This is a genomic window from Dermacoccus abyssi (assembly GCF_003515945.1).
In the GTDB taxonomy this organism is placed as follows: Bacteria; Actinomycetota; Actinomycetes; order Actinomycetales; family Dermatophilaceae; genus Dermacoccus; species Dermacoccus abyssi.
The window spans coordinates 87,230-111,776 of sequence record NZ_QWLM01000012.1; the positions used below are offsets into that span (position 1 = coordinate 87,230).

A 24,547-nucleotide genomic window follows, 5' to 3' on the forward strand; every position below is an offset into this window, starting at 1 on the left:
GATCACCTCAGGAACGGCCCGGCAGCTGACCGCTGTTACGCGACTCGTTGCTCTCGATCTGCTCCTTGCGCGCACGCTCCATGTACGGCTCGGCGCGCTTGATCTGCGTCTGCAGCGACGAGATCGTCTGCGCCATCGAGTCGGTGGCGGCGGCGCGGTAGGAGTCGATGGCGTCCATCGTGGCGAAGACGTTGGTGAACGCGTTCTCCAACTTCTCCACCTCGACGAGCGACTCGGTCGACTTCGCGTTGATCTCCGCACCCTGCGTGCGCAGCTGCTTGCTCGTGGCCTCGATCATGTTCGACGTGGTCGAGCGCAGTGCATTGATCTGGTCGAGCACGAGCTTCTGGCGAGCCAGCGCCTCGGAGACGATGACGGCCGTGTACAGCGCGGCGACCGTGGTCGACTTCGCGCGGTCGACGGCCTGGATGAGCTGGTCGTTGTTCTGCAGCACGAGGCCGAGCGACATGTAGCCCTGCGTCGCGACGGCGATCTCCGTCGCGAGGTCCTGACGACGCTGGCGCACCGTGAAGAGCACCTGCGACTTCATGGCGTCGGCCTTCTCCGTGTCGCCACGCGCCTGCAGTTCGGCCACGCGCTGCTCGATCGCGCCGTCGAGCTGCGTCATCTTCTCGTCGAGTTCACGCAGACGCAGAAGCGCGTCCCACAGCCGCGTCTGCTCGAGCTGGATGCCCGCGTTGTCCTTGCGCAGGTCGTCCTGACCCGATTCCAGCGCGGCGATGATCGAGTTCAGGTGCGTCTGGCTCGACTGGTACTTCATGAAGTAGCGGTCGACCTTGTCGCCGCCCGGCAGCCACTTGAGCACCTTCTTCGCGCCCTTGAGGTCGGCGCGGTGCGGGTCGAGGTCGGTGATCGTCTGGCGCAGTTCGACGAGGGTGTTGCCCACCTTCGTCTGCGACGAGTCCTTACCCGCGAGGGAGGGGCGCTGCAGGATCGAGTTGCTCACCTGCGTCGCCTTCATGGACTCCTCGCGGCCCATGTTGGTGATCTCCTTGAGCCGCGCACGGAACTGCGGGTCGTTCGGGTCGATCTCCTCGAAGCGCGCGACCGTCTGCGTGGCCTCGGTGGTGGCCACCTGCTTGGCCTGCTCGTCGATGGGCACCATCGCCGCGGCCTTCTCCGGCTCGACGACGTCGACGGCCTTCGGCGGCGCCAGCATCGTCTCGGGCTCGGGGGCCTGCTGGGCCTGGGGAGCCTGCTGAGGCTGTGCCTGGGCCCCGCCGTACTGCTGATTCGGATCCTGGTACGGCTGCTGTCCGGGGTTCGTCATCGTGCCTCTCCTGCGAAGGTTCAGGGCGAATGAAGGAGCTCGTCTTCGAGCCTAGTCCACCCACCCGACAACGAGCCTGTGGCGCGGGGCGTTCCCGCAGGTGGAGCGGTTGTCCCGGTTCGACGCGTCTGCGTGGGAGCGCACATACATCGTCGGACGATGGGGCTCAGGCGTGTCGGCGCTACGCTGGGTGTTCAAGAGCCTCCGCACGCCCATTTCCCAGGGTCGGGTGTGCCCGGTTCGTGCCCGCTCCCCGGAAAGTGTTCTCCATGCTTCTCAAGACGTTCGGATGGTCGGTGGCCATCACGGTCGCCGGCCTCGTCGGCGGTTTCTTCCTCGGCGGAGCCTCCGGCCTGGCCATCGTCGCCATCCTCATCGTGCTCGAGGTCTCGCTCAGCTTCGACAACGCCGTCGTCAACGCGACGATCCTCAAGCGGATGAACGCGTTCTGGCAGAAGATCTTCCTCACGGTCGGCATCCTCATCGCCGTCTTCGGTATGCGCCTCATGTTCCCGCTGCTCATCGTCTGCCTGACGGGTGGCGTCGGCCCGATGAAGGCCATCGACCTCGCCATCAAGGGCGGTGACCAGGAGACGCCCGGCACGTACGCCTACATGCTGCACGAGGCTCACCCGAGCATTGCGGCATTCGGTGGTTCCTTCCTGCTCATGCTGTTCCTCAACTTCGTGTTCGAGGACCACAAGGTGAAGTGGCTGAAGCCCATCGAGCGTCCGCTCGCGAAGATCGGCAAGCTCGACCAGCTCTCCGTCGTCGTGGCGCTCCTCGTGCTCGTGCTCGCTTCGCAGTTCCTCGCCGAGGACGCAGGAACCGTCCTGTTCTCCGGGGTGCTCGGCGTCATGACGTACCTGCTCGTCGGTGGTCTGGGCGACCTGTTCGAGCAGCAGGGCCTGGCCGAACACGACGCCGCGGACGACGCCGACGAGGCGGAGGCCGACAGCAAGGAGAGTGCCGAAAACGGCAAGGACGGGAAGGAACTGCCCGGCGTCGGCAAGGCCGCGGGCAAGGCCGCGTTCTTCCTCTTCATGTACCTCGAGGTGCTCGACGCGTCGTTCTCGTTCGACGGCGTCATCGGCGCCTTCGCCATCAGCCAGGACATCTTCATCATCGCCGTCGGCCTCGGCGTCGGCGCCATGTGGATCCGTTCGCTCACGGTCTACCTCGTGCGTCAGGGCACGCTCGACGACTACGCCTACCTCGAGCACGGCGCCATGTGGGCCATCGGGGCGCTCGCGACGATCCTGTTCATCAGCATCAAGCACGAGGTTCCCGAGGTCATCACCGGCCTCATCGGCGTCGGTTTCATCGGTGCCGCTTTCCTTGCGTCGGTACGCCGCAACAAGCGGATTGCCGCCGAGGGTGGAGAGGTCGAACACGTCCACGCCTGACGGATCTCGAGGCTGGTCAACGACGGCCGCACCCCACATGGGGGTGCGGCCGCCGGTGTTTCTGCAGTGAAATCGCTTGTGGCCAAACGGCCAACGCGCCGACGGTCGCTGACACACTTCACGACATGCTCTGGGGCTGGGTGGGTGCTGCGTTGTTCCTTGCGGGCGCCCTCGCGCTCATGACGCGTCATGTCGTCCCGGAGGTCGCAATGCCCGGTTCGGAAGCGGCGTACGAGCGTCGACGCGACCGGGAGGCCCTGCTCGCGGTCGCTGCGCTCGTAGCCGCGGGGGGCATCGTCGGGCGCTGGTGGAACGAGGCGCCGGGTTTCGCCACGGCCCTGCTCCTCGTGCTGCCCCTCCTACTCGCGCTCACCCTCGTCGATCTCGACGAACACCGCCTGCCCAACCGCCTCACCCTGGCGTGCGTCGTCGTGACGACCTGCGGCCTCGCCCTCGCGACGCTGGCGACGTCATCCGCCGGCTGGCTCGAAGCACGGCGGGCGCTGGCCGGGGCAGCCTTGCTCGGGCTGTTCTACCTTGCGCTGGCGCTGCTCGGTGGTGGGCGTGGCATGGGCCTGGGAGACGTGAAGCTGGCCCCCTCCCTCGGTGGCCTGCTCGGTTGGGTCGGGTGGGAGACGTGGGCGGCGGGCGCGTTCGGCGCTTTCCTCCTCGGTGGCCTGTGGGGTGTTGTCCTCATGCTCCGGGGTCGAGGCCGGAGCGCGCGAATGCCCTTCGGGCCGTTCATGATCGGCGGCGCCCTGGCCGCGCTCTGCCTCGCCTGAGCGCAACGAGGCAACTCGCGGTCACCTGCGTCGCGCGTCGAGTTCACTCATCGCGGCGGACCGCGCTCACCCACCTCGATGAGGTTCGACATTGAGGGACTCAGCGAACGGCCAGGGACTCGGCGTCGCGTTTTCGATATGTCGAGTCGATATATCTGCTAGAACTGTCGACGAGCGTTCACCCGCTCGCCATTTCCCGTCAGTGGCCGTTCTTGAAAGAATGAGCGTTCGCATCGGACGCGGGAATGGCCACGCCACCCGGCCAGACGAAGGAGAAGCGCATGTCACGCCGTGGCACAGTGCTCGAATTCGCTGTTCTCGGGCTGCTGCACGAAGCACCGCTGCACGGGTACGAGCTGCGTAAGCGACTCACCGGTGTGCTCGGTGCCTTCCGTGTCGTGAGCTACGGGTCGCTGTACCCGTGCCTCGCGAAGCTGTCGCGCAAGGGCTTCATCACCGAAAGCGCGTCGTTCGCGCCCGGGGGGCGTCGCCCGCGTATCACGTACGAGATCACGGACGAGGGCCGTGACGTCTTCGCCGATCAGTTGTCGCGCTCCGGCCCGGCTTCCTGGGACGACGACAACTTCGACGTGCATTTCGCCTTCTTCTCCCGCGCGAGCGCCGAGGTGCGCCTGCGCATCCTGGAGGGGCGACGCCTGCGTCTGCAGGAGCGTCTCGAACGCTCCCGCGAACAGGCGCGTGACAGTCGCAGTACGCGTGACTCCTACATCGCGGAGCTGTTCCGCCACGACGTGGAGTCCACGGAGCGTGAGATGGGCTGGGTGAACGAACTCATCGAGATCGAGCGGAAGGCCGTTGCCGATCCGCGCCCGCTGTCCTCCGAGGTCTGACCACATTTCCTCTGGGGGCTCGTCCATCAGGAGTGAGTTCAATGGGTTCCATCCGCGTCGCCATCGTCGGCGTCGGCAACTGCGCCAGTTCGCTGGTTCAGGGCGTCGAGTACTACAAGAACGCTTCCCCGGACGCGCACGTGCCGGGTCTCATGCACGTGACGTTCGGTGACTACCACGTCGGTGACGTCGAGTTCGTCGCTGCGTTCGACGTCGACGCGAAGAAGGTCGGCTTCGACCTTTCCGAGGCGATCAACAACTCGGAGAACAACACGATCAAGATCGCCGACGTGCCGCCCACGGGCGTCACGGTGCAGCACGGTCACACCCTCGACGGCGTGGGCAAGTACTACGCGCTGACGATCGACGAGTCGGACGCCGAGCCGGTCGACGTCGTCCAGGCGCTCAAGGACGCGAAGGTCGACGTCCTCGTCTCCTACCTGCCGGTCGGCTCGGAGACGGCCGACAAGTTCTACGCGCAGTGCGCGATCGACGCGGGCGTCGCCTTCGTCAACGCGCTGCCGGTCTTCATCGCCTCCGACCCGGAGTGGGCGAAGAAGTTCGAGGACGCCGGTGTGCCGATCATCGGTGACGACATCAAGAGCCAGGTCGGCGCGACGATCACGCACCGCGTCATGGCGAAGCTGTTCGAAGACCGCGGCGTCGCCCTCGACCGCACGTACCAGCTGAACGTCGGCGGCAACATGGACTTCAAGAACATGCTCGAGCGCGAGCGCCTCGAGTCGAAGAAGGTCTCGAAGACGCAGGCCGTGACGTCGAACCTGTCGGGTTCGCTCGCCGGCAAGATCGACGACAAGAACGTGCACATCGGCCCGAGCGACTACGTCGCGTGGCTCGACGACCGCAAGTGGGCGTACGTGCGCCTCGAGGGTCGCGCGTTCGGTGACGTGCCCCTGAACCTCGAATACAAGCTCGAGGTGTGGGATTCGCCGAACTCGGCGGGCATCATCATCGACGCCATCCGCGCCGCGAAGATCGCGAAGGACCGCGGCGTCGGCGGCCCGCTGCTGTCGGCGTCGAGCTACCTCATGAAGAGCCCGCCCGAGCAGCGCGAGGACGGTGAGGGCCGCGCGAAGCTGGAGGCCTTCATCGCCGGCACCGAGGAGCGCTGACGAAGCATCGTGTGGTGCGCCTTCCGGCGTAGCGACTTCGCAGGCTCAGTCGCTGCGCTCGGTGCGGCGCATGTGCGCGAACGGAGGTAGGACCGCAGTGAAGCGAGGATCCTGCCGTAGTGAGCGTTGAGGAAGCGCTCCAAAAAAGGAGGAGCGCTGACGCGAGATTCTGTTGCCGATTCGCGCCGCAGAGTGCGCGAATCGACAGCAGATCGACCATCCCATCGACGACGACGGTGTCCTCTCGCCTGGGGTCGGGCATCATCGACTGGTGAGTGACGAACGCACGAACGCCTCGTGGACCGGAGTGACCATCGATTGCGTCGACCCCGCGCGGCTGGCCCGATTCTGGAGTGACCTGCTGGGTCGGCCCCGAACGGCGGAGATGGACGCGCCCGGCTGGGCCAGCGTCGGTTCTCGGCACGATACCGCGCCACGCTTGACCTTCCAGGCGGTCCCGGAGGCTCGAGCGGGAAAGGTGAGGATCCATCTCGACGTCTCCGTCGGTGACGTCGAAGAGGCCCGTAGACGGATCGAGGCGCTAGGCGGTTCCTGGGCCGGCGTGCGTCACGACTATGACGAAGGGTCAGTGCTCACGATGTGCGACCCGGAGGGCAACGAGTTCTGCATCGTGAGCTATGCCGAACGGTGACGTGAGTCGGTCGACCCCGACAGCGGAAAGTGCTTCGACGAGGAGGTGCCCTCGGGGATCGTTTCAGAAGTGGGCGCCGCCGAGTTCATGCGGATGAGGTACGGCGGCTACTCGCGCTGCCGGATCCGTGGTCGGCAGCACTCCCGCAGGAAGCGAGTTCCGGGGCCAGGGCGAGCCGGTGACGACCGGACCTGCTTTCCCAGGGCTTGGGGGCATGGCAGATGGCTGTGAATCGACTGAACCACTGGCCGCGCTGACGGTCCGCAAGCGGCACGAGCGCTGACCACCCCTCTCAACCGCCAGAAGGTGTGAGATCCTCCCTTCCGGCGCCCAAGCCCCGTGCTTGCGTGCAAGCGGAATCCTTCCGTTGAAGCGGCCATGGCGGCGCACTCTTCTCAGCGTGGTATCACGGCGATACCATCAGGACATGGCTATGACACTGCGGTTGACCGATGAACAGACCGAGGCTCTTCGTGCTGCCGCGGACCAGGACGGTCTCTCGATGCAGGCCGCCGCTGTGCGGGCGGTCGAGGAGTACTCCTTGCGTCGTCGCGAGCAGCGCGATCGTTTGCTGGAGCAGTTCTCCCGCGAGAACCGTGCCGTGCTCGACCGTCTGCGCGACTCGTGAGCGGCTTTCGCTTCCTCTCGATGGACGACTTCCTCGCCGCCAGCGAGGTAGCTCTCGAAGCCGTGCCTCAGATCCGCGACTGGGGGCTGGTGGACTCAGCGTTGAATCGACCGCGGGCCATTGTCTTCGGTGAAGACGTCTACCCCGGCCTGTTCTCGAAGGCCGCTGCGCTCTTGCACTCCCTCGTGACGAACCACGCGCTGGTCGACGGAAACAAGCGTTCGTCGCTCGGTGCGGTGTGGTTGTTCCTTGCCTTCAACGGTCAGCATCTCCAAGGAACCGACGACGACAGGTATCGACTCATCCTCGACGTCGCCGAGGGGCACCTGCGCGAGCTTGCCGACATCGCCGAGCGCCTCCAAGGCCTCTGTTCCCCTCTGAACGAGTAGAACTCCCGACGTCGGGAGTTCTGCCGCTGATCCCCTCCCACGGGGCTGCAAAACTCCCGACGTCGGGACTTCCGGCCGGAACCCCACGCCTGACCGCGCGAGGAACACGCACCGCTGATGGGAATGCTTCTCACCCCCGGTCGGCGTAGCGTAGCAAGCATGACGAACACCGTTGCCTGCTACCAGGCCGTTGCCGCCGACGCCCCCCTCGAGAAGGGCACCGTCGAGCGCCGAGACCTGCGTCCCGACGACGTCCGCATCGAAATCGAGTTCGCGGGAATCTGCCACTCCGACATCCACACCGTGCGCGAGGAGTGGGGGGAGATCACCTTCCCGATGGTGGCCGGCCACGAGATCATCGGTCGCGTCACCGAGGTCGGCTCCGACGTCACGAAGTTCACCGTCGGCGAGCGCGCCGGCGTCGGCTGCCTCGTCGACTCCTGCCGCGAGTGCGAGTGGTGCCTCGCCGGCGAGGAGAACAACTGCCCGAACTCCGTCGGCACCTACAACGGCATCGACCGCTTCGACGGCACGCCCACCGCCGGCGGCTACTCGACGCAGATCGTCGTCTCCGAAGCCTTCGCCATCCACATCCCCGAAAGCCTCGACGCCGCAGCCGCCACCCCGCTGCTGTGCGCCGGCATCACCACCTACTCGCCGCTTCGCACCTGGGGCGTCAAGGAAGGCTCCAAGGTCGCCGTCGTCGGGATGGGCGGGCTCGGCCACGTCGCCGTCAAGCTCGCCAAGGCCATGGGCGCCGACGTCACCGTCATCTCCCAGACCCGCTCCAAGGAAGAGGACGGACGCCGCTACGGCGCCACCGACTGGATCGCGACGGCCGAAGACCCCGACGCCGTCAAGAAGCGTCGCGGCGAATTCGATGTCATCCTCAACACCGTGTCCGCACCCATCAACGTGCGCCACTACCTCGCCGCGCTGCGCCCCCACGGCGCCCTCGTCATGCTCGGCCTGCCCATGGACAACCTCGAGTTCAACGCGGCCAACGTCATCCTCGGCCGCAAGTCCGTCACCGGCTCCAACATCGGCGGCATCCGCGAAACGCAGGAGATGATCGACTTCTGCGCCGAGCACGACGTCACCGCCGAAATCGAACTCATCAACGCCGACACCATCAACGAGGCCTACGACCGCGTCGTCCGATCCGACGTGAAGTACCGGTTCGTGATCGACGCCAAGACGTTTTGATTCTCCCTTGCCCCGTCTTCCGGCTGGCTCACTGACGGCGCTCGCAGGCTCGCGTCGTCAGTGAGCCAGCTCGGTGCGACAGGGCTTCGGGCCGCACGCTCCGACGAACCCCGTCAGGCCTCCTCGCAAGCTCGGAGGTCTGACGGGGTTCGTCGTCGGTGCGGAGTCCGCTTTCAGCGTGGTGCTGTTGAGGGGGAGTGTCTCGGCTTCGTGACCTGGCCGGGGGCTGCTCGGTAGTCGGCTGAGGTGCGTGGCGCGCCTCTAGCCGGTGCACTTGTGTCGATCTGGCCGCGATATATCGCCGCCAGATCGAGATAACTGCACCGGATGCGTCGGGGGCCTTGACACCGTCCCTACGACAGGTTGCCGAGGCGCTGCAGGCGGCCGCGCAGCGAATCCTGACGCTCGGCGTTGCCCGGCAGCTCGACGAAGCGCTCCCGGAACCGAGCCAGCAGGTCGTCCTCGAGCCGGCGCACCGCACCGGGCGGGAAGCTGTAGCCCATCGCACGGGACACCCGCTCGGACGAGACACCCTGCAACTCCACGCGCAGGTCGTGGATCGACTCGACGCCGAGTTCCGTCAGCAAGTCGGCCGTGTCGACGTAGTGATCGACGCGGGAGAAGCGCGAATCGGCGTAGCGGCCTGCGAGGAACGACGCGAGCTCGCGCGGGTCGATGCGCCCACCGGCATCGTCGAAGTCGCGCTCACGCACCCCCGACGCCAAGGTGTCGCGGATGACCGAGAACTCCCGGTCGGCCAACTCGATGAGCCCTGCCGCCAGTGTGAAGCGGCGGTCCAGCTCCGAAGCGTGCTCGCTCGGCACCTCACCCTTGTACCGCGCGTCGTGCTCGAACTCGGCCCACGCGTGCTGCAGCACCGTGCGCAACTGCACCGAGACGCACTTCGACGCCTCGTACCCCGTCGCGTCGGTGTCGGTCGAGATCAGCATGTGACGACTCGCGTACCCGAACCGTCCCTCGCTCGCGGTTTCGCGTCCCATGTCGCGATCCTCGAGGACGGTGTAGTGGTCGCCGAGCAACTGGGCGACCGGCTCGATGTCGCTGAGCGTGTACGTCACGATGCGCACGCCCACCTGGTCGGTGATCTCGACGAGCGGGTCGAAATCGGTGTGACCCAGCTGCTCCGCGCGGCGAACCACCTTGGCGGAGAAGGACGCAGGAGATTTCGCGCGACCCGTCACCGACAGGTAGTTGATGCCGGCGTCGTCGACGATCGCGCGGATGCGGCGCACCGTTTCGTCGGTGCGCCGCACGGTACGAGGGTGACGGGACGCGTACGTCGCGTTCGCTCGCTGCAGTGACTTGCGGCTCATGGGGGAATCCAAACAGAAACGACCGACGGCTGTCGGGAGGTGCGGGTTTCGAATCGGTGGGAAGGCGATGTCGGAGACAGTCGGTACCCTGGAAGGTAATATCCGCGCGTGCTCCGAGGCTCGCGCCGCACGAAGCGAGGCAAGTACGTGGTCAATGAGTCGGGCCAGGGGCGCGGTAACGCGGGTGGTCGCCCCGCCGCCGGAGGCAGGAAGCCGCAGGCTCCTTCGAAGGGTTCCTCGAAGAGCGCTGCGGCCGGGTGGATCGCCTCCCGCCGCGCCAAGGCGTCCAAGCGCTCGATGCCGGTGCGCATCCTGCGCGGTGCTCTCATCGGCTTCGCCAGCCTGTTCCTGCTCGCCGTCCTGGCTTTCGTCGTTCTCTACATGGCCATCGACATTCCCAAGGCCAACGCGCAGGCCACCCAGTCCGTCTCTGTCGTCTACTACGCCGACGGCAAGACGGAGATGGGTCGTTTCACCACGACGAACCGCGATCCCGTTGCCATCGAGAAGGTGCCCGAGCACGTCCAGCGCGCCTTCATCGCTGCGGAGGACCGCAGCTTCTATTCGAACCGAGGCATCTCACCGAAGGGCATCGCCCGAGCGTTCATCAACAACTTCAAGGGTGAGGGAAGCGGCAGTCAGGGTGGTTCGACCCTGACGCAGCAGTACGTCAAGAACTACTTCCTCACCCAGGACAAGACGATTACCCGCAAGGTCAAAGAGGTCGTCATCAGCCTCAAGGTCGACCAGGAGATGAGCAAGAACCAGATCCTGGAGGCCTACCTCAACAACGTCTACTTCGGACGTGGCGCGTACGGCGTCCAGGCTGCGGCCAAGTCCTACTTCCACAAGGACGTCTCGAAGCTGACGCCGGTCGAGGGCGCCTTCCTCGCGTCGGTGGTCAACAACCCGGAGAACATGGATCCGACGGTCGGTCCCAACTCCGAGAAGCGCGCCAACGCGCGTATGGCGTACACGCTCAACGGCATGGTGAGCATGGGGTGGCTCTCGGAGGCGGAACGCTCCAAGGCGACGATGCCCACGTTCTACAAGCGTGAGCCCGTCAAGTACGCCGACGGACCCGAGGGGTACGTCGTCGCATCGGTGCGTCAGGAGCTGTCGCGCAAGCTCAAGCTCTCGACCACCGACATCGACCGTGGCGGTCTGCGCATCACGACGACGATCGACAAGCGCACCCAGGACGCCGCCGTCCGCGCCGTCGAGGCCCACACGCCTGTCGTGTTGCAGGGCAAGTTGCACACGGGTCTCGTCGCGGAGAAGGCGAACAACGGTGCCGTCGTCGCCATGTACGGCGGAGCCGACTACGACCCCGTCAAGGCGCCCTACTCCGACGCCGACCGCTCGATGCTGCAGAGTGCCTCGACGATGAAGCTCTACGCAGCCATCGCTGCGCTGCGCGACGGCAAGACCATCGACACGCGGTACAACGGCAACAACTACATGCGGCTCGGGCCGAACTCGTTCGTGCAGAACGACCACAACAAGTCGTACGGCTTCCAGCCGATCACGAACATGCTCGCGTACTCGATCAACACGGCGTTCGTGCGGCTCAACCAGGACATCGGCCCGGAGAAGACCCTCAAGGCCGCACAGGATTCGGGCATGCCCAAGACCCTCGGTGGCATGAACGACACCAAGGAGATCCTCAACGTCCTCGGTACCGGTGACAGCCGCGTCGTCGACCAGGCCACGGGCTACAACACGCTCAACTCCGGCGGAAAGCGCTACGACCGCTACCTCATCTCGAAGGTGCGCACGTACGACGAGAGCTACAGCTACGACGTGAAGGTCGAGGGCGAGCAGGCCTATGACAAGGGCATCGCCGACGACGTCACGTGGGCTCTGGGCAAGACCGGCGTCTACGGAACGGCCGCCGGCACGCAGTACCAGCTGAACCGTCCGTTGGCCGCGAAGACGGGTACCGCGACGGGCAACAAGTACATCTGGTTCAACGGCTTCACGCCGGGCCAGCTCACCACGTCCGTCGGCATGTACTACAGCGAGGACGGACGCACGGCGAAGCCCATGCAGAACCTGCCCGGAATCCCGCCGGCAGACGTCTACGGTGCCGGCCTTCCGCGCAAGGTGTGGGTCGACTTCATGAAGGCCGCGCTCGAGGGCCAGGAGGTCACGAAGCTGCCGGAGCGCTCGTACTACAACCAGGACAAGCCGCAGACCCAGGATCCTCTGCCGAGCAGCACCTACGTGCCCCCGTCAACGGCACCGACGCCCTACCCGGAGCGCAGCACGTCCTCGAAGTCGTCGCCCTCGCCGGAGACGAGCGACTCCCCGGAGTCGTCCTCGAGCAGCTCCAGCAAGCTGCCCAGTTCGTCGAGTTCGTCCCCGAGTAGTTCCTCGAGTACGTCGCGTCCCAGGCCGTCGACGCCGCGGCCAACGTCGAGTTCTCCGCCGAGCCCGACGCCGACACCGAGTGGTTCCCTCACCTCGGCTCCGTGACCTAGCGGCCACGCTCTAGGGTTGGGCCCATGGGTTCAGGTGCGCAGAGGCAGAGCATGCGTCCTCAGCGTGTGCCGCGGCGCGCCGCGATGCCCTCGAGCACCGACTCCGTCGTCGCAGCGGCTTCGCACGTCATCGGAGGCCCGCTCGGGCGTCACGCCGTGCCGGGGGTGCGCGGATGGCGGCCCGCTGCGGCGGTTCTGTCTGCGCTCAGCTCGGTCTTCGTCGCGCTTGGCGTGCTCCAGAAGAACCACTGTGTCTCGACGGGCTGGGCCACGCCCGGATCGTTGTGGCGCGCCTGTTACTCGGATCTCCCCGTGGCCGTTGCGGGTGACGCAGGCAGCACGCCGTGGTCGTCACCGGGGAGTGCGGGGCAGCCACCGCTGACCGCGGCCATCACCTGGATTGTGAGGATCCTCGTGCCCGGTGGTTCGCAGCTGCGTCAGCAGCAGGGCATGTTCGCCTGGGGCGCAGCGCTCATCGCCCTGCTCATCGCCCTCGCCGTCTGCTTCACCGCGGCGTCGCTGCCGAAGGGACCGTGGGCTGCTGCGCACGTTGCCCTCTCGCCCGTCCTCATCACGACGGCTCTCATCTCGTTCGACGCGTTCGCCGTGCTGCTCGTTGCGGCCGGGCTGTGGGCCTGGAGCCGCAACCGGGCGGCGCTGAGTGGCGGGTTGCTCGCCGCAGCGCTTCTCACCAGGCCCGCGCTGGGCACCGTGTTGCTCGCCGTCATCCTCGTGGCTCTGGCTCGTCGGCGCACCCGCGATCTGGCCGGCGTCGCTCTCGGCGCAGCCGTGACGTTCGCCGTCGTCGGGGGTCTCATGCTGATCTCCGGGGCCAACCCGTTCGCGTCCTTCACGACGTGGAAGGCTCAGGGCGCGTCGTACGGCTCGTTGTGGCAGATCTTCTCGTTCGCCGGCTTCACCCTCTCGCCCACGTCCCTGACGGCGCTCGCTGTCATCGGCTGGATCCTCGCCATCGGTCTCGGCTGGCTTCTCGCGAGCCGCGACGAGACGATGACGCCCGCGGCCGTCGCGCTGCTCATGCTCGTCGTCGTCATGCTCACCTCGCGGGCGCTGCCGGTGCAGGCTGCTCTGTGGGTGCTTCCGCTCGTCGCCCTGTGCGCGATTCGTTGGCGCGACCACCTCGCGTGGGCGGGAGCAGAGTTCGCCTACTTCGTCGTCGTGTGGGGTTTCATCGCGCGTTCCTCGAACTCGGCCAAGGCGCTGCCGCAGGAGTGGTTCGCGGTCTTCGTCGCCGTGCGGCTCATCGCCGTTCTCTTCCTCGTGCGAGCCTGCATCGACTCCGTGGCCGGCCCCGCCCGCCGGGCGAAGTGATCGCCGCCCGAGCCGACGCACCGACTCATGGGCAGTCGTCCACAGATTTCGTCCGTCGTGACGGCAACGGGTAGTCTTGAGAGGCTTACGCCCTCTTGTCCACAACCCGTGGACGCCACTTTCTTTTCGAAAGCGCTCACGACGAGCACGATCGGGCCAGGAGGCGGTGAGGGCGAGCAACGCTGCAACCCTCCTGTCACGGAGAGACCGTGACCGCTTTAGACCAAAGGAGGTGGGTTACCGCATGCGTCACTACGAGATGATGATCATCCTCGACGGCGAGCTCGACGAGCGTACGGTCCAGCCCTCGCTGGAGAAGTTCCTCACCGTCGTCACGAAGGACGGTGGCACCGTCGACAACGTCGACACCTGGGGCCGTCGTCGCATGGCGTACGACATCAAGAAGAAGTCCGAAGGCATCTACGTCGTGGTCGACTTCACGTCCACCCCGGCCACCGCCGCAGAGCTTGACCGCCAGCTGGGCCTCAACGAGTCCATCCTGCGCACCAAGATCCTGCGCAAGGACGCCTGAGAACTCCCCACACTTAAGTAGGAGGAACCACCCATGGCTGCAGGCGACGTCAACATCACCGTGATCGGCAACCTCACCGCCGACCCCGAGCTTCGGTACACGCCGAACGGGGCAGCGGTCGCCAACTTCACCGTGGCCTCGACCCCCCGCCAGTTCGACCGTCAGTCGAACGAGTGGAAGGACGGCGAGACCCTCTTCATGCGTTGCTCCATCTGGCGCGAAGCGGCGGAGAACGTCTCCGAGTCCCTGCAGCGCGGCACTCGCGTCGTCGTCACCGGCCGACTGAAGTCTCGTTCGTACGAGACGAAGGAAGGCGAGAAGCGCACGACGACCGAGCTCGAGGTCGACGAGATCGGCCCCTCGCTGCGTTACGCCACGGCGAAGGTCAACAAGACCCAGCGCTCCGGCGGCCCCGGCGGCGGCTTCGGAGGAGGCCAGGGGGGCGGCAACGTCTCCCAGGGCAACTTCGGCGGCCAGCAGGGCGGCAACGGTGGTGGTTTCGGTGGCGGCCAGCAGGGCGGCAACTTCGGTGGCAGCCCCAACGACGACCCGTGGGCAACCGGTGGCAGCACCGGCGGCCAGCAGGGTGGTCAGGGCAACGCCGGCGGTCAGCAGGACGGCAATGGTGGCTGGTCCACCGGCCCGTCCTACGACGAGCCCCCGTTCTGATCGGCTCCTCCTCACACCGGTCGTGATTCGTCACGACCCACCTCGCACCGGCCGACGGCCGAGGCGAAACAAGACACTCGCTATCCCGAGTCACCCACTCGGGCTCTCATAGAAGGAGAGCACCACGATGGCAAAGCCCGTTGTGCGTAAGCCCAAGAAGAAGGCCAACCCGCTGAAGGCGGCGAAGGTCGAGAACATCGACTACAAGGACGCAGCCCTGCTGCGCAAGTTCATCTCCGACCGCGGCAAGATCCGTGCGCGTCGCGTCACGGGCGTCTCCGTCCAGGAGCAGCGCCTCATCGCCAACGCCGTCAAGAACGCCCGCGAGATGGCCCTGCTGCCGTACTCGAGCTCGGCTCGCTGATCAGGCGGAAAGGAACACCATCATGAAGGTCATCCTGACGCACGAGGTTTCCAAGCTCGGCACGGCCGGTGACGTCGTCGACGTCAAGCCCGGCTTCGCCCGCAACTACCTCCTGCCGAACAACCTCGCCACCGAATGGACGAAGGGCGGCCAGAAGCAGGTCGACTCCATCCAGAAGGCTCGCGAGTCCCGCGCCGTCAAGACGCTCGAAGAGGCTCAGTCCATCAAGGGCAACCTCGAGAACGCCAAGGTGACGCTGAAGGCGCGCTCCGGTGAGAACGGTCGCCTCTTCGGCGCCGTGACCACGCACGAGATCGCCGACGCCATCAAGGAAGCCGGCGCCGGCTCCGTCGACAAGCGCAAGATCGAGATCACCACCCCGATCCGCTCGCTCGGCGACCACAGCGTCCTCGTCCGCCTCCACCCGGAGGTTCAGGCGACGGTCAAGCTGAACGTCGCGCGCGCCTGACGCGTTCGCGTAGACCACGCAGAAGCTCCCACCCTCCTGGCGAGGGTGGGAGCTTCTGCATGTCGTGGGCAGAACTGTCCTCGACGACGTTCGATCTGGCGGACGCATGGCGAAGGCTCCGGCACATCCTCCTCGGATGTCCACGGGGCCTTCGCCGTCACACTTCGAGGACTGTCACAGTGGCGTCGCGAGGTGATCCCACATCGTCTTCGCGACGCGGTTGGCCACGCTCGTACCGATGGCCATCGTGGGGGTGCGCTGCAGGATGGCGAGCGTGTGGTTGCGTCCGTAGCCACCGACGTGGCCGACGCTGTTGATGCGCCACTGACCGTTGTAGGGCAGCCACCCGTTCTTGACCTGGGAGGTGCCGTACGTGCCGACACCCCAGCGCTGGCCGGAGGTCACCTGACCCATGAGCGTGCTGATGTAGCCGCGGTTGGTGCTGTTGAGCACCCGACCGAACCAGAAGATCTCGTCCATGAGCACCATCTGGTCGTAGGCGGACGTCGTCGTCAGGCCCCAGGCCTTGTTCGTCACCGTCTGGTACATGCGCAGCTTCGTGGCCATGGCCTGAACGGCCGGCGCGCCGCCGACGCTCTTCCACAGGTTCGTCGCAGCGTTGTTGTCGCTGTAGCGGATCATGATGCTCGCCTGCGACTTCTCCCACGCCGTCAGGGCGCGCCCGAGGCGCTGAGCACGGTCACACACCGTGGCGAGGATGAGCACCTTGACGATGCTGGCGCATTCGTTGCGCACTCCCGCGCTGTACTGCCAGAACCGGCCGGAGCGGCGATCGTAGACGGCGACCGACAGGGTTCCGGTCGTCGCCGCATCGATGGCGTAGATCTTGTCGCGAAGGCCCACGGTGGTGGCAGAGGCCTCAGCTGCGCCGACGAGACTCGGCAGCGCGAGAGCCGCGCCGGCGCCACCGGCGCCCAGGACGACGCCTCGTCGAGTGCACCCCTTGGGGGTTTCATGATGCTTTCCGACACGAGCCATCTGGCCTCCCGAACTTCTGTGGTGTGGCTCTCAGGGTACGTGCAGGCAAGCGTCGTTCTGTCGACTTCGGCATGTCGATTCGGTCACGGAACAGCCAGTTCCATCCACGCGTCCACGCGGCGGCGACGATCCAGCACGACGCAGCGAGCCGTCAGGTAGAGCGAGTAGCAGACCCACAGAGCGGTCAGCGGCGCCGCGACGTCCAGCCCCTCCAGCCACTCGTCGGCGAGCATGAGCACGCCCAGGACCGGGAGGTAGGCGAGCAGGAGGGCGACCTGTGCCTTGGCGAGGAATGGGCCGTCTCCGGCCCCCATGAGGACGCCGTCGAGGACGAAGAGGACCCCCGCGACCGGTTGGACGAGGGCGATGACGACCAGGGCGCCCGTGGTCGCGCGCAACACCGAGGGGTCGTCGGAGAACAGGTGGGGCAGGGGCCACGCGGCGGCGAGTGTCAGCAGGCCCGCTGCGGCACCGCTGTACCAGCCCCAGCGGGTGATGACGGCCGAGAGCTCGCGCGTCTCGTCGTGGTCGCCGCGCCCGAGCGACTCCCCGATGAGTGCCTGCGCGGCGATGGCAATGGCATCGAGGGCGAAGGTGAGGAAGGTGAAGATCGTCATCGCGACCTGGTGCGCGGCCAGCGTCGTGGCACCGAACGCGCCGGCCGCCGCCGTCGTCAGCAGCAGGACGGCGCGCAGCGCCACCGTGCGCACGAGCAGCGGCGCGCCGAAGCGGGCAGCCGTCAGGACGCGGGCGGGATGGGGACGCAGGTCGAGGTGGCGGGTGCGGCGCACGATGGAGACGAGTAGCGCCAGGGCCATGAGCCACTGTGCAACCACCGTTCCCGCGGCGGCACCGGCCAGCCCCCAGCCGACCACGAGGACGAGAAAGGCGTTGAGAGCGGCGTTGACCGCAAAACCGATGCCGGTCACCCACAGAGGCGTCTTCGTGTCCTGGAGGCCCCGGAGAAGGCCCTGTGCCGCGAGGGCGATGAGCATGGCCGGGATGCCGACGGAGCTGATCTGGAGGTAGGTCGTGGCTTGGTCGACCACGTCAGCCCCACCCGAGCCACTCATGGCGCGTGCTGCGGGACGGGCGAGGACTGCGGTGACGGCGGACAGCGGCAGGCCGAGAGCGAGGGCCAACCAGACACCGTCGAGGCCGGCCTGGACGGCGTCGTCCTGGTGGCCGCGGCCGAGGTGTCGTGCCACGACGGCGGTCGTCGCATAGGCGAGGAAGACGAAGATGCCGGTGGCGGTGAGGAGGATCGCGCTCGCGGCTCCGAGCGCGGCGAGCGCCGACGTTCCAAGGCGCCCCACGACGACCGAATCGGTGAGGAGAAACAGGGGCTCTGCGATCAGGGTGAAGAACGCAGGCACCGCGAGTCGAGCGATGGGGTGCGTCACACGGCTCCTAACGTCTCACGATGCGAGATGCACCACACATTTTTTCGCGGTGTGTCGGCGCGCCTTCCATGACGTTCGACCTGTATCTGATACGGGCCGAAATTCTGCAGAACCACGCACGATTAGGTGATTCACAGCGCGGTGCTTTTACGCGCATCCTGCTCGACGAGTCAAGCATCCACCTCTGCGTGTCGGCAACTTTCACTTTCTTCACAGGGTCCGGTCAGGCACAGTAAACGAGCACCTTTGTGAGCGGGGGCTGGCAGGGGTGTGGCAGTGACGTGCGCACGCACCCGACGTCCGAGACGTCGGGGGTGTGCACGTCGTGACGACTTCACCTAGGAAGGCTGCTCATTTGAGTACCCACGCTCCCTTGCACATGAGGCGGCGCCAACGCGCTACCTCCGCGCTGCCGCGCCTGACGGTCAAGCAAGCCGTCGGCGCCGGTGTTGCGCTCGCCATTCCGACGGGTGGCACGCTGATGGCGGCCGCGCCGGCGCTCGCCGCGCCCGGTGACGACACCACCAACGGCTCCGCCTCCACCCCCCGCCCGACGCTCTCGTACGGCTCGCGCGGCGCCGCCGTCAAGATCGTTCAGGCCCGCGTCGGTGTCACCGCCGACGGCATCTTCGGTCCGGCCACGCTGAGCGCGGTCAAGACGTTCCAGCGCGCCAACGGCCTCGTGCCGGACGGCATCGTGGGAGCGCGCACCTGGGCCAAGGTAGGCGGCTCGGCCGTCACGCCGACGCGTCCGACGACACCGACGCGCCCGACGACGCCCACCACGGGCGCGACGACGCCCACGGTGCCGACGACCACGACCCCCGCCTGCTCGCCGACGTCGACGACGTTGCGCATGGGCAACTCGGGCCAGCTCGTCAAGGTGCTGCAGGACCGTCTCGGCCTGCCCACGGACGGTTGGTTCGGTGCCAACACGAAGGCCAAGGTGCTCGCCTTCCAGCGCGCAACCGGTCTGTACGCGGACGGCATCGTCGGCCCGCGCACGTGGACGAAGCTCGGATGCGTCGGCCCGAACGCTCCGCAGCCGACGCCGCCGGTGTCGACGCCGTCCGTGCCGAGTACTCCGGCCACGGGTACCGCGGCGCAGGTCATCGCCTTCGCCCAGACGTTCACGGGAACGCCGTACGTGTGGGGCGGTTCGTCGCCTGCCGGCTTCGACTGCTCCGGCCTGACGAGCTACGTGTTCAAGAACTTCGGCTACTACATGCCGCGTACCGCGGCCCAGCAGCAGGCGTACTTCCCGCGTGTCTCCAACCCGCAGCCCGGTGACCTCGTCTTCTGGGGTTACCCGGCGTACCACATCGGTATCTACGTGGGGAACGGCATGATGATCGACTCGTCGCAGCCGGGCGTTCCGGTTGCGATGCGCAAGGTCTACGGATCGCCGTCGGGGTACGCACGCGTCATCAAGTAGGGATCACCAAAAGCCTCCGCGGTGTGACGGGGATGGCGCTCGGATCGGTTCGGTACCGGCAGTGGGGAAGCTGACACGGTCGACGAGCTGAGCGCCGTCCCACATCGTGGACAAATTTGAAGAAGAAATTTTCTGTCGAACATTTTTTCGAAGAGCGAAAGGATGTTCGATTCATGCTGCCCGAAAACTCGGACAACTCGCCCGAATTTCCCGTCATCACGGGCAGATCACGGCGGCTCTGAACGACACGCGTGTAATTTTTTCCGTGCTTTGAAGCGCTCATTCGGTGGGGCATCCTCGGTCATGTCACGCATTCAGCGTGGCCTCAGATCCCTGTGAGCGCGTTGTCGGCTTCGCCCGTGCGCTCCACGAACTCACGGAGTGCAGAAGCCATGACGAAGTACGTGCCCAAGCATCTCTCCTCGCATGCCGGCTACCTCGACTCGGCTCGTGTCGGTGCCGCAGCTGCGCGCAGTGGTCGTTCCGCCGTCGCGCTCGGTGTGAGTGCGGCCCTTCCGACCGGTGCGGCAGCCCTCATGGCGGCCCCCGCTCTCGCCGTCGAAGGCGACAAGGCCGCCGAGGCAGCTGCCGGTAACACCCCCAAGACGGTGGCGTTCGGCGCTCGCGGTGGTGACGTGACGCAGGTCCAGGCCCGCCTGCGCTCGTGCGTGACGGCATCTACGGCCCCATCACGACCGCCGCGGTCAAGGACTTCCAGCGCGCCAACAACCTTTCCGCCGACGGTGTCGTCGGATCGAAGACCTGGTCCGTTCTCAACGCCACGTCGACGAAGCCCGCCTCGAAGCCGGGTTCGAAGGACTCGGTCGTCAACATCGGCGACGAGGGCGCCGTCGTGCGCGCGGTGCAGAAGAAGCTCGGCATCACGGCCGACGGTGTCTTCGGCCCGAAGACGCTCACCGCCGTCAAGGCGTTCCAGACCGACAAGGGCCTCGCCGTCGACGGCATTGTCGGCGTCCGCACGACCTACGCGCTCGCCAAGACGGATGCTGCTTCCGCCAAGAAGAGCACGCCCAAGAGCTCGTCGAAGAAGGTGGCCCGCAAGGCTGCTCGTCCGACGCTCGTGAGCCCGAACGCCCCCTACGAACTGCCGTTCCCGAGCGGTTACGCGGCGCCGATCTCGCAGGGTCCGTACGGCTCGGCCAGCCACTACAAGTGGAACGACAAGCACCACGTTGACTTCGCGGTGCCCGCAGGGACGCCCGTCGTCGCGTCGGCCTCCGGCGTCGTCATCATGGCGGAGTACAACACCGGCGGCGGCAACACCATCCTCATCCGCGACGCCTCCGGTCACGCGATGGAGTACGCGCACCTGTCGTCCATGAACGTCGTTCCCGGTCAGCGTGTCGTCCAGGGTCAGCAGATCGCTCGCTCGGGCAACACGGGCAACTCCACCGGCCCGCACCTGCACTGGGGCATCGTGGACGGACGCAACTTCGTGAGCATCAAGATCGCGGAGTCGAAGGAGCTCGGTACGTCGTACGTGCCCGGCACACTCGCGATGTCGCGCAACGGCTGACCCGCCGTGTGCTCACCGACGGGCGCCTCTTCCGACTGGGAGAGGCGCCCGGCGGCGTTCGCGAGCGTAGGGGTCGGGGCGTGTCGTTGAACAGTCGTGAACGTGAAGTCACCGGTGAGCAGTTGCGTCGTCACGTCGAGGTGCTCGGGGTGAGCGAGCAGGCGCTGGCAGCCTGGCTTGACCTTTAACCGCAGGCGGTGGAGGACACCGTTGCCGTGCGGGGTGCGGATTCTGTGGTCGTGTGGCTCGTGCGGGACGGGCTGGACGCGCTGGCACGTCACCGCGGCGTGGACGCAGGTGGGTGGACGGTGTTGACGGACTCGTCCCGGCAAGCCGCGCAGCGCTGGTTCCGTCTGCGGGCGGTTCCACCGGTGGAGTCCTTCAAGGGGTGACGAAGGCCGCCGGGGCTTTACCGGTGGCCAGCTCCGACCCGGTGCTCCGAGCGCGGCGGCGTCGCCTCGGATTTCGGTCTGTGCCGGGTGGTTGCGTGTCGAAGCGTGCTGCACGGTCGGTTTCTTGATTTGGTGAGGGTGGCGTCTCGGTTCGTCAGCCCCCAACCGCTCGTCGCCGAAGGACGCAGGCTCGCTTCGCGGGTCGGCGTCCGGGGTTCGTCGGCGAGCACCATCGCGAGCCGGGGCGCCACCACGTCGCCTTCGCGTCCCGTAGGCCGATTTCACGTCGTGATTTCGCCCAGCCAGGTCGGGCGGACGGGGCCCGAACGGCTGTTGATCGTACGGTGAACGATCCCAACGCCTGTGGACGGCAATATTTCTTGTCGCACAGGACGGAAGAAATTTTCGTCCCCAGACTGGGGACGAAGAATGCGCCGTCATGACGGGGTTTTCGTGAGGGTCGGTTCGTTTCGTCCACAGGCTTGTGCCCGTGTTTCCCACAGGGGTGGACGGCGTTTCCAACACGTTGTGCACAACGTTGTCCACAGGCCGGTTGGTGAACGGACGGGGTTGCTCCGTACGGTTGTCGGTGCTGAGTGAGATGGTGCCTTCTGTGCCGCTCGAGGTGGCACCGACGGGCAGTGCGACGCGGCGAGTTCGCGCCGGGATGAGGAGTGGCGGCATGGCCGAGTTGGAGCCGTACGAGGCGCCGCCGGAGTTCGACGCACCCGGCGACGCGATGCCGCCCGGCAAGCTGCCGCCGCAGGATCTGCAGGCCGAGCAGAGCGTCATCGGCGGCATGATGCTGAGCAAGGACGCCATCGCCGACGTCATTGCAGAGGTCAAGGGCGTCGACTTCTACCGTCCGGCGCACGAGGTCGTCTTCGACGCCATCACCGACCTGTACGGGCGCGGCGAGCCGGTGGACGCCATCACCGTCGCCGACGAGCTGACGAAGCGCGGCGAACTCGGGCGCATCGGTGGGCAGGCGTACCTGCACCAGCTCATCTCGAGCGTGCCGACCGCGGCGAACGCCGGGTACTACGCGCAGATCGTCGCGGAGCGAGCGGTGCTGCGTCGCCTCGTCGACGCGGGTACGCGCATCGTGCAGATGGGCTACGGCGATGACGGCGGGGATGTCGAGGACATCGTCAACGCGGCGCAGGCAGAAGTTTATGCGGTCGCCGACAAGCGTGGCGGTGAGGACTACGTCCAGCTCGGTGACGTGCTGGAGCTGACGGTCGACGAGATCGAGCAGATTCAGGGTGGCGGGCAGGCGGCCGGCATCCTCACGGGCTTCGCCGACTTCGACGAACTGACGAACGGTCTGCACGCGGGCCAGATGATCGTCATCGCGGCGCGACCGGCGATGGGTAAGTCCACGCTGGGCATGGACTTCATCCGCAACGCGGCCATCCAGCACGGGCACTGCGCGGCCTTCTTCTCCCTGGAAATGGGGCGCACGGAGATCACCATGCGCATCCTGGCCGCCGAGGCGGGTATCCAGATGCAGAACATGCGCAAGGGCACGATGACCGACGACGAGTGGGTCAAGATCGCCACGACGATGGGGCGCATCAACGAGGCGCCGCTGTTCATCGACGATTCGCCGAACATGTCGCTCATGGAGATTCGGGCGAAGGCGCGCCGCCTCAAGCAGCGGCACAACCTGAAGATCTTGGCGATCGATTACCTGCAGCTCATGAGTTCGGGCAAGCGCGTCGAGTCGCGTCAGCAGGAGGTGTCGGAGTTCTCACGTGCGCTCAAGCTGCTCGCGAAGGAGCTCGAGGTTCCGGTCATCGCGATTTCGCAGCTGAACCGTGGCCCGGAGCAGCGCACCGACAAGCGTCCACAGATGTCGGACCTGCGTGAATCGGGTTCGATCGAGCAGGACGCCGACATGGTCATCCTGCTCCACCGAGACGACTACTTCGACAAGGACTCGCAGCGCCCCGGCGAGGCCGACATCATCGTCGCCAAGCACCGTGCCGGCGCAACGAAGGACATCACCGTCGCCTTCCAGGGCCACCTGTCGCGCTTCAAGGACATGGGCGGCCAGAACTTCTGATCGGAACCGCGCATCTGGGGATATTTGTCGAGATGCAGCGAACATTGCACGTATGACCGACTTGCGCAATGTTCGGCCCTCTAGGACCGTTGGATCTCACGATACGAGCGTCGTAGTGAATCAATTCGTCACTGAGAACGGTTCTCCCTGCGCGTCTTGACGCGGTCGGTATTCAGAATCGCGCGGGATCACAGGGGGGCCGTGAGAACAGTTCTCAGCGCATGGGTTACTGGCCAGTGTTTGCTGTGTGTGGGCCAACCCTGTACCTGACCCCTCCGCTTCACGAGCTGAGACGTCGTGCTGGTTCACCTCCCGCGGGATCGACAGGATGCTGAGCAGATCCCCTTCACTCGCGGTGCCTAGCGCACTTGGTCGCCTATCGCGCCAACCCTTCTGGTGCCCCATCCACCATCGCGCTGGACAGGTGCGGCCGCCGGTCTGTCTCGTTAGCGGTACCGCGTCCAGCCGTAGGTCATGTCCGGCTCGTTCTCTTCGTTGCGGCTGCCGTCGTTCTCGTCCAGGGGCTGGAAGCCGTGCCGCTCGTAGAAGGCGCGCGCGTCGGTGTTTCGCGTGAAGACCCGCAGGGTCAGCCGGTCCGGGCTCGCCCGGTAGGCCTGCTCGGGCAACTGGCTGCCGATTCCGCGTCGGCGATGCTCCGGGGACAGGTAGAGGTGCTCGAGAACGTCGTCCTTGACTGCGACGAACCCGAGAAGCTGCGGCGCGTCGAGTTCCTGAGCGACCCAGACCTGACACTCGGGCATGACGACGTGGGTGAGCCACCAGCGGGTTTCGTCATCGTCATGCAGGCGGGTCAGGTACGGCATCGCCGCTGCGCGGGAGGCCAGGAATACGGCGGTGATCGCGTCGGCGTCGTCGGTGCTTGCCGGGCGGACCACGGCAGGTGGCCGCACGCTCTCTCGAGTCATGCTCGGACCTTGCCATGAGTCTCCGAGATGCGCCACGAACTTCCCGAGCCCGCGCATGTGTGTGCGCAACCAGCTGTACTGACCGGACACGTAGATCAAATGGGACTGCTGAACGGATAGGTGACACCAAACCTGGCTGACCGCACCGGTTGGCCTGGAAGGATGATCACCGTGCCCAAGCCCTACCCCCAGGAGTTCCGTGACGATGTCGTGCGCGTGGCCCGCGCCCGCGAAGCGGGCGTCACCCTCGCCCAGATCGCGAAAGA

Annotated in this window: 22 protein-coding genes; 17 read left to right on the forward strand and 5 right to left on the reverse strand. The window is 66.4% G+C overall.

The genetic code is table 11. The features are described from left to right. Positions 1-7 precede the first annotated feature (7 nt). Entirely contained in the window at positions 8-1,291 is a 1,284-nt protein-coding gene (locus tag D1832_RS10825) for a toxic anion resistance protein (RefSeq protein ID WP_241510979.1), read from the reverse strand. A gap of 269 nt (positions 1,292-1,560) precedes the next feature. Between D1832_RS10825 and D1832_RS10830 the strand changes: the two genes are divergently transcribed. From D1832_RS10830 to D1832_RS10865, 8 genes are all read left to right on the forward strand, one after another. Next, positions 1,561-2,697: a DUF475 domain-containing protein gene (locus tag D1832_RS10830; RefSeq protein ID WP_118914017.1), complete on the forward strand. Its 1,137-nt coding sequence runs from the start codon at positions 1,561-1,563 to the stop codon at positions 2,695-2,697. A gap of 125 nt (positions 2,698-2,822) precedes the next feature. Next, complete coding sequence (locus tag D1832_RS10835) at positions 2,823-3,479, forward strand: prepilin peptidase (RefSeq protein WP_052946852.1); 657 nt, start codon at positions 2,823-2,825, stop codon at positions 3,477-3,479. Between the two features lie 245 nt (positions 3,480-3,724). Beyond that, the gene (locus tag D1832_RS10840) at positions 3,725-4,330 is read left to right on the forward strand and encodes a PadR family transcriptional regulator (RefSeq protein WP_241510980.1); all 606 of its coding nucleotides are present in this window, start codon (positions 3,725-3,727) and stop codon (positions 4,328-4,330) included. A gap of 41 nt (positions 4,331-4,371) precedes the next feature. Next, positions 4,372-5,463 carry an inositol-3-phosphate synthase gene (locus tag D1832_RS10845; RefSeq protein ID WP_118913971.1) on the forward strand — a complete coding sequence of 364 codons (1,092 nt, stop codon included), beginning with the start codon at positions 4,372-4,374 and terminating at the stop codon, positions 5,461-5,463. Between the two features lie 271 nt (positions 5,464-5,734). Continuing rightward, positions 5,735-6,115 (forward strand): VOC family protein, encoded by a 381-nt coding sequence (locus D1832_RS10850; RefSeq protein WP_082128678.1) that lies wholly within the window; start codon positions 5,735-5,737, stop codon positions 6,113-6,115. A gap of 427 nt (positions 6,116-6,542) precedes the next feature. Continuing rightward, positions 6,543-6,743, forward strand: a complete 201-nt coding sequence (locus D1832_RS10855) for a hypothetical protein (RefSeq protein ID WP_047310884.1) — start codon at positions 6,543-6,545, stop codon at positions 6,741-6,743. Beyond that, on the forward strand, positions 6,740-7,132 hold the full coding sequence (locus D1832_RS10860) for a type II toxin-antitoxin system death-on-curing family toxin (RefSeq protein WP_241510981.1): 393 nt from the start codon (positions 6,740-6,742) through the stop codon (positions 7,130-7,132). Before D1832_RS10855 ends, D1832_RS10860 begins: the two co-directional genes overlap by 4 nt. Positions 7,133-7,291: 159 nt before the next feature. After that, entirely contained in the window at positions 7,292-8,338 is a 1,047-nt protein-coding gene (locus tag D1832_RS10865; RefSeq protein WP_118913973.1) for an NAD(P)-dependent alcohol dehydrogenase, read from the forward strand. A gap of 353 nt (positions 8,339-8,691) precedes the next feature. Here the strand turns inward: D1832_RS10865 and D1832_RS10870 are convergent, their stop codons facing one another. Next, positions 8,692-9,672 carry a GTP pyrophosphokinase gene (locus D1832_RS10870; RefSeq protein WP_118913975.1) on the reverse strand — a complete coding sequence of 327 codons (981 nt, stop codon included), beginning with the start codon at positions 9,670-9,672 and terminating at the stop codon, positions 8,692-8,694. 108 nt (positions 9,673-9,780) lie between these two features. Between D1832_RS10870 and D1832_RS10875 the strand changes: the two genes are divergently transcribed. The 6 genes from D1832_RS10875 (at position 9,781) to rplI (ending at position 15,521) form a co-directional block, all read left to right on the forward strand. After that, positions 9,781-12,150, forward strand: coding sequence for a transglycosylase domain-containing protein (locus tag D1832_RS10875; RefSeq protein WP_118913977.1), 2,370 nt, complete (start codon positions 9,781-9,783; stop codon positions 12,148-12,150). Positions 12,151-12,206: 56 nt separating this feature from the next. Next, positions 12,207-13,487, forward strand: a complete 1,281-nt coding sequence (locus tag D1832_RS10880) for a hypothetical protein (RefSeq protein WP_147362684.1) — start codon at positions 12,207-12,209, stop codon at positions 13,485-13,487. A 244-nt stretch (positions 13,488-13,731) separates the two neighbouring features. Beyond that, a complete protein-coding gene (gene rpsF / locus D1832_RS10885) occupies positions 13,732-14,019 on the forward strand; it encodes a 30S ribosomal protein S6 (protein ID WP_047311233.1) in 288 nt (95 codons plus the stop codon). Positions 14,020-14,052: 33 nt separating this feature from the next. After that, on the forward strand, positions 14,053-14,688 hold the full coding sequence (locus tag D1832_RS10890; RefSeq protein WP_118913981.1) for a single-stranded DNA-binding protein: 636 nt from the start codon (positions 14,053-14,055) through the stop codon (positions 14,686-14,688). Between the two features lie 127 nt (positions 14,689-14,815). Further along, positions 14,816-15,052: a 30S ribosomal protein S18 gene (gene rpsR, locus D1832_RS10895; protein ID WP_006944621.1), complete on the forward strand. Its 237-nt coding sequence runs from the start codon at positions 14,816-14,818 to the stop codon at positions 15,050-15,052. A gap of 22 nt (positions 15,053-15,074) precedes the next feature. After that, the gene (gene rplI, locus D1832_RS10900; RefSeq protein WP_047310889.1) at positions 15,075-15,521 is read left to right on the forward strand and encodes a 50S ribosomal protein L9; all 447 of its coding nucleotides are present in this window, start codon (positions 15,075-15,077) and stop codon (positions 15,519-15,521) included. 174 nt (positions 15,522-15,695) lie between these two features. Here rplI and D1832_RS10905 read toward each other — a convergent pair whose 3' ends face one another. After that, positions 15,696-16,520, reverse strand: a complete 825-nt coding sequence (locus tag D1832_RS10905; protein ID WP_118913983.1) for a serine hydrolase — start codon at positions 16,518-16,520, stop codon at positions 15,696-15,698. Between the two features lie 83 nt (positions 16,521-16,603). Then, on the reverse strand, positions 16,604-17,923 hold the full coding sequence (locus D1832_RS10910) for an MATE family efflux transporter (RefSeq protein WP_118913985.1): 1,320 nt from the start codon (positions 17,921-17,923) through the stop codon (positions 16,604-16,606). Between the two features lie 355 nt (positions 17,924-18,278). Here D1832_RS10910 and D1832_RS10915 point away from each other — a divergent pair, with 355 nt between their 5' ends. The 3 genes from D1832_RS10915 to dnaB all read left to right on the forward strand — a co-directional run bounded on the left by D1832_RS10915 (position 18,279) and on the right by dnaB (position 23,355). Then, positions 18,279-19,358, forward strand: a complete 1,080-nt coding sequence (locus D1832_RS10915) for a C40 family peptidase (RefSeq protein ID WP_182434760.1) — start codon at positions 18,279-18,281, stop codon at positions 19,356-19,358. Positions 19,359-20,022: 664 nt separating this feature from the next. After that, positions 20,023-20,895: a peptidoglycan DD-metalloendopeptidase family protein gene (locus D1832_RS10920; protein WP_118913989.1), complete on the forward strand. Its 873-nt coding sequence runs from the start codon at positions 20,023-20,025 to the stop codon at positions 20,893-20,895. 1,074 nt (positions 20,896-21,969) lie between these two features. Further along, positions 21,970-23,355, forward strand: coding sequence for a replicative DNA helicase (gene dnaB, locus D1832_RS10935; protein WP_082128679.1), 1,386 nt, complete (start codon positions 21,970-21,972; stop codon positions 23,353-23,355). A gap of 446 nt (positions 23,356-23,801) precedes the next feature. On the opposite strand, the gene D1832_RS10940 is transcribed toward dnaB, so the two are convergent. Next, a complete protein-coding gene (locus D1832_RS10940) occupies positions 23,802-24,281 on the reverse strand; it encodes a GNAT family N-acetyltransferase (RefSeq protein WP_118914022.1) in 480 nt (159 codons plus the stop codon). Positions 24,282-24,547: the final 266 nt, after the last annotated feature.

What these genes read in the sequence shown, in the direction of transcription:
- D1832_RS10825 (WP_241510979.1), bottom strand. Translation starts at nt 1,291, where the DNA reads ATGACGAACCCCGGACAGCAGCCGTACCAGGATCCGAATCAGCAGTAC.
- D1832_RS10865 (WP_118913973.1), top strand. Translation starts at nt 7,292, where the DNA reads ATGACGAACACCGTTGCCTGCTACCAGGCCGTTGCCGCCGACGCCCCC.
- D1832_RS10940 (WP_118914022.1), bottom strand. Translation starts at nt 24,281, where the DNA reads ATGACTCGAGAGAGCGTGCGGCCACCTGCCGTGGTCCGCCCGGCAAGC.
- rplI (WP_047310889.1), top strand. Translation starts at nt 15,075, where the DNA reads ATGAAGGTCATCCTGACGCACGAGGTTTCCAAGCTCGGCACGGCCGGT.
- D1832_RS10905 (WP_118913983.1), bottom strand. Translation starts at nt 16,520, where the DNA reads ATGGCTCGTGTCGGAAAGCATCATGAAACCCCCAAGGGGTGCACTCGA.
- D1832_RS10880 (WP_147362684.1), top strand. Translation starts at nt 12,207, where the DNA reads ATGCGTCCTCAGCGTGTGCCGCGGCGCGCCGCGATGCCCTCGAGCACC.
- D1832_RS10845 (WP_118913971.1), top strand. Translation starts at nt 4,372, where the DNA reads ATGGGTTCCATCCGCGTCGCCATCGTCGGCGTCGGCAACTGCGCCAGT.
- D1832_RS10890 (WP_118913981.1), top strand. Translation starts at nt 14,053, where the DNA reads ATGGCTGCAGGCGACGTCAACATCACCGTGATCGGCAACCTCACCGCC.
- rpsR (WP_006944621.1), top strand. Translation starts at nt 14,816, where the DNA reads ATGGCAAAGCCCGTTGTGCGTAAGCCCAAGAAGAAGGCCAACCCGCTG.
- D1832_RS10830 (WP_118914017.1), top strand. Translation starts at nt 1,561, where the DNA reads ATGCTTCTCAAGACGTTCGGATGGTCGGTGGCCATCACGGTCGCCGGC.
- D1832_RS10855 (WP_047310884.1), top strand. Translation starts at nt 6,543, where the DNA reads ATGGCTATGACACTGCGGTTGACCGATGAACAGACCGAGGCTCTTCGT.
- dnaB (WP_082128679.1), top strand. Translation starts at nt 21,970, where the DNA reads ATGGCCGAGTTGGAGCCGTACGAGGCGCCGCCGGAGTTCGACGCACCC.
- rpsF (WP_047311233.1), top strand. Translation starts at nt 13,732, where the DNA reads ATGCGTCACTACGAGATGATGATCATCCTCGACGGCGAGCTCGACGAG.
- D1832_RS10840 (WP_241510980.1), top strand. Translation starts at nt 3,725, where the DNA reads ATGGCCACGCCACCCGGCCAGACGAAGGAGAAGCGCATGTCACGCCGT.
- D1832_RS10835 (WP_052946852.1), top strand. Translation starts at nt 2,823, where the DNA reads ATGCTCTGGGGCTGGGTGGGTGCTGCGTTGTTCCTTGCGGGCGCCCTC.
- D1832_RS10870 (WP_118913975.1), bottom strand. Translation starts at nt 9,672, where the DNA reads ATGAGCCGCAAGTCACTGCAGCGAGCGAACGCGACGTACGCGTCCCGT.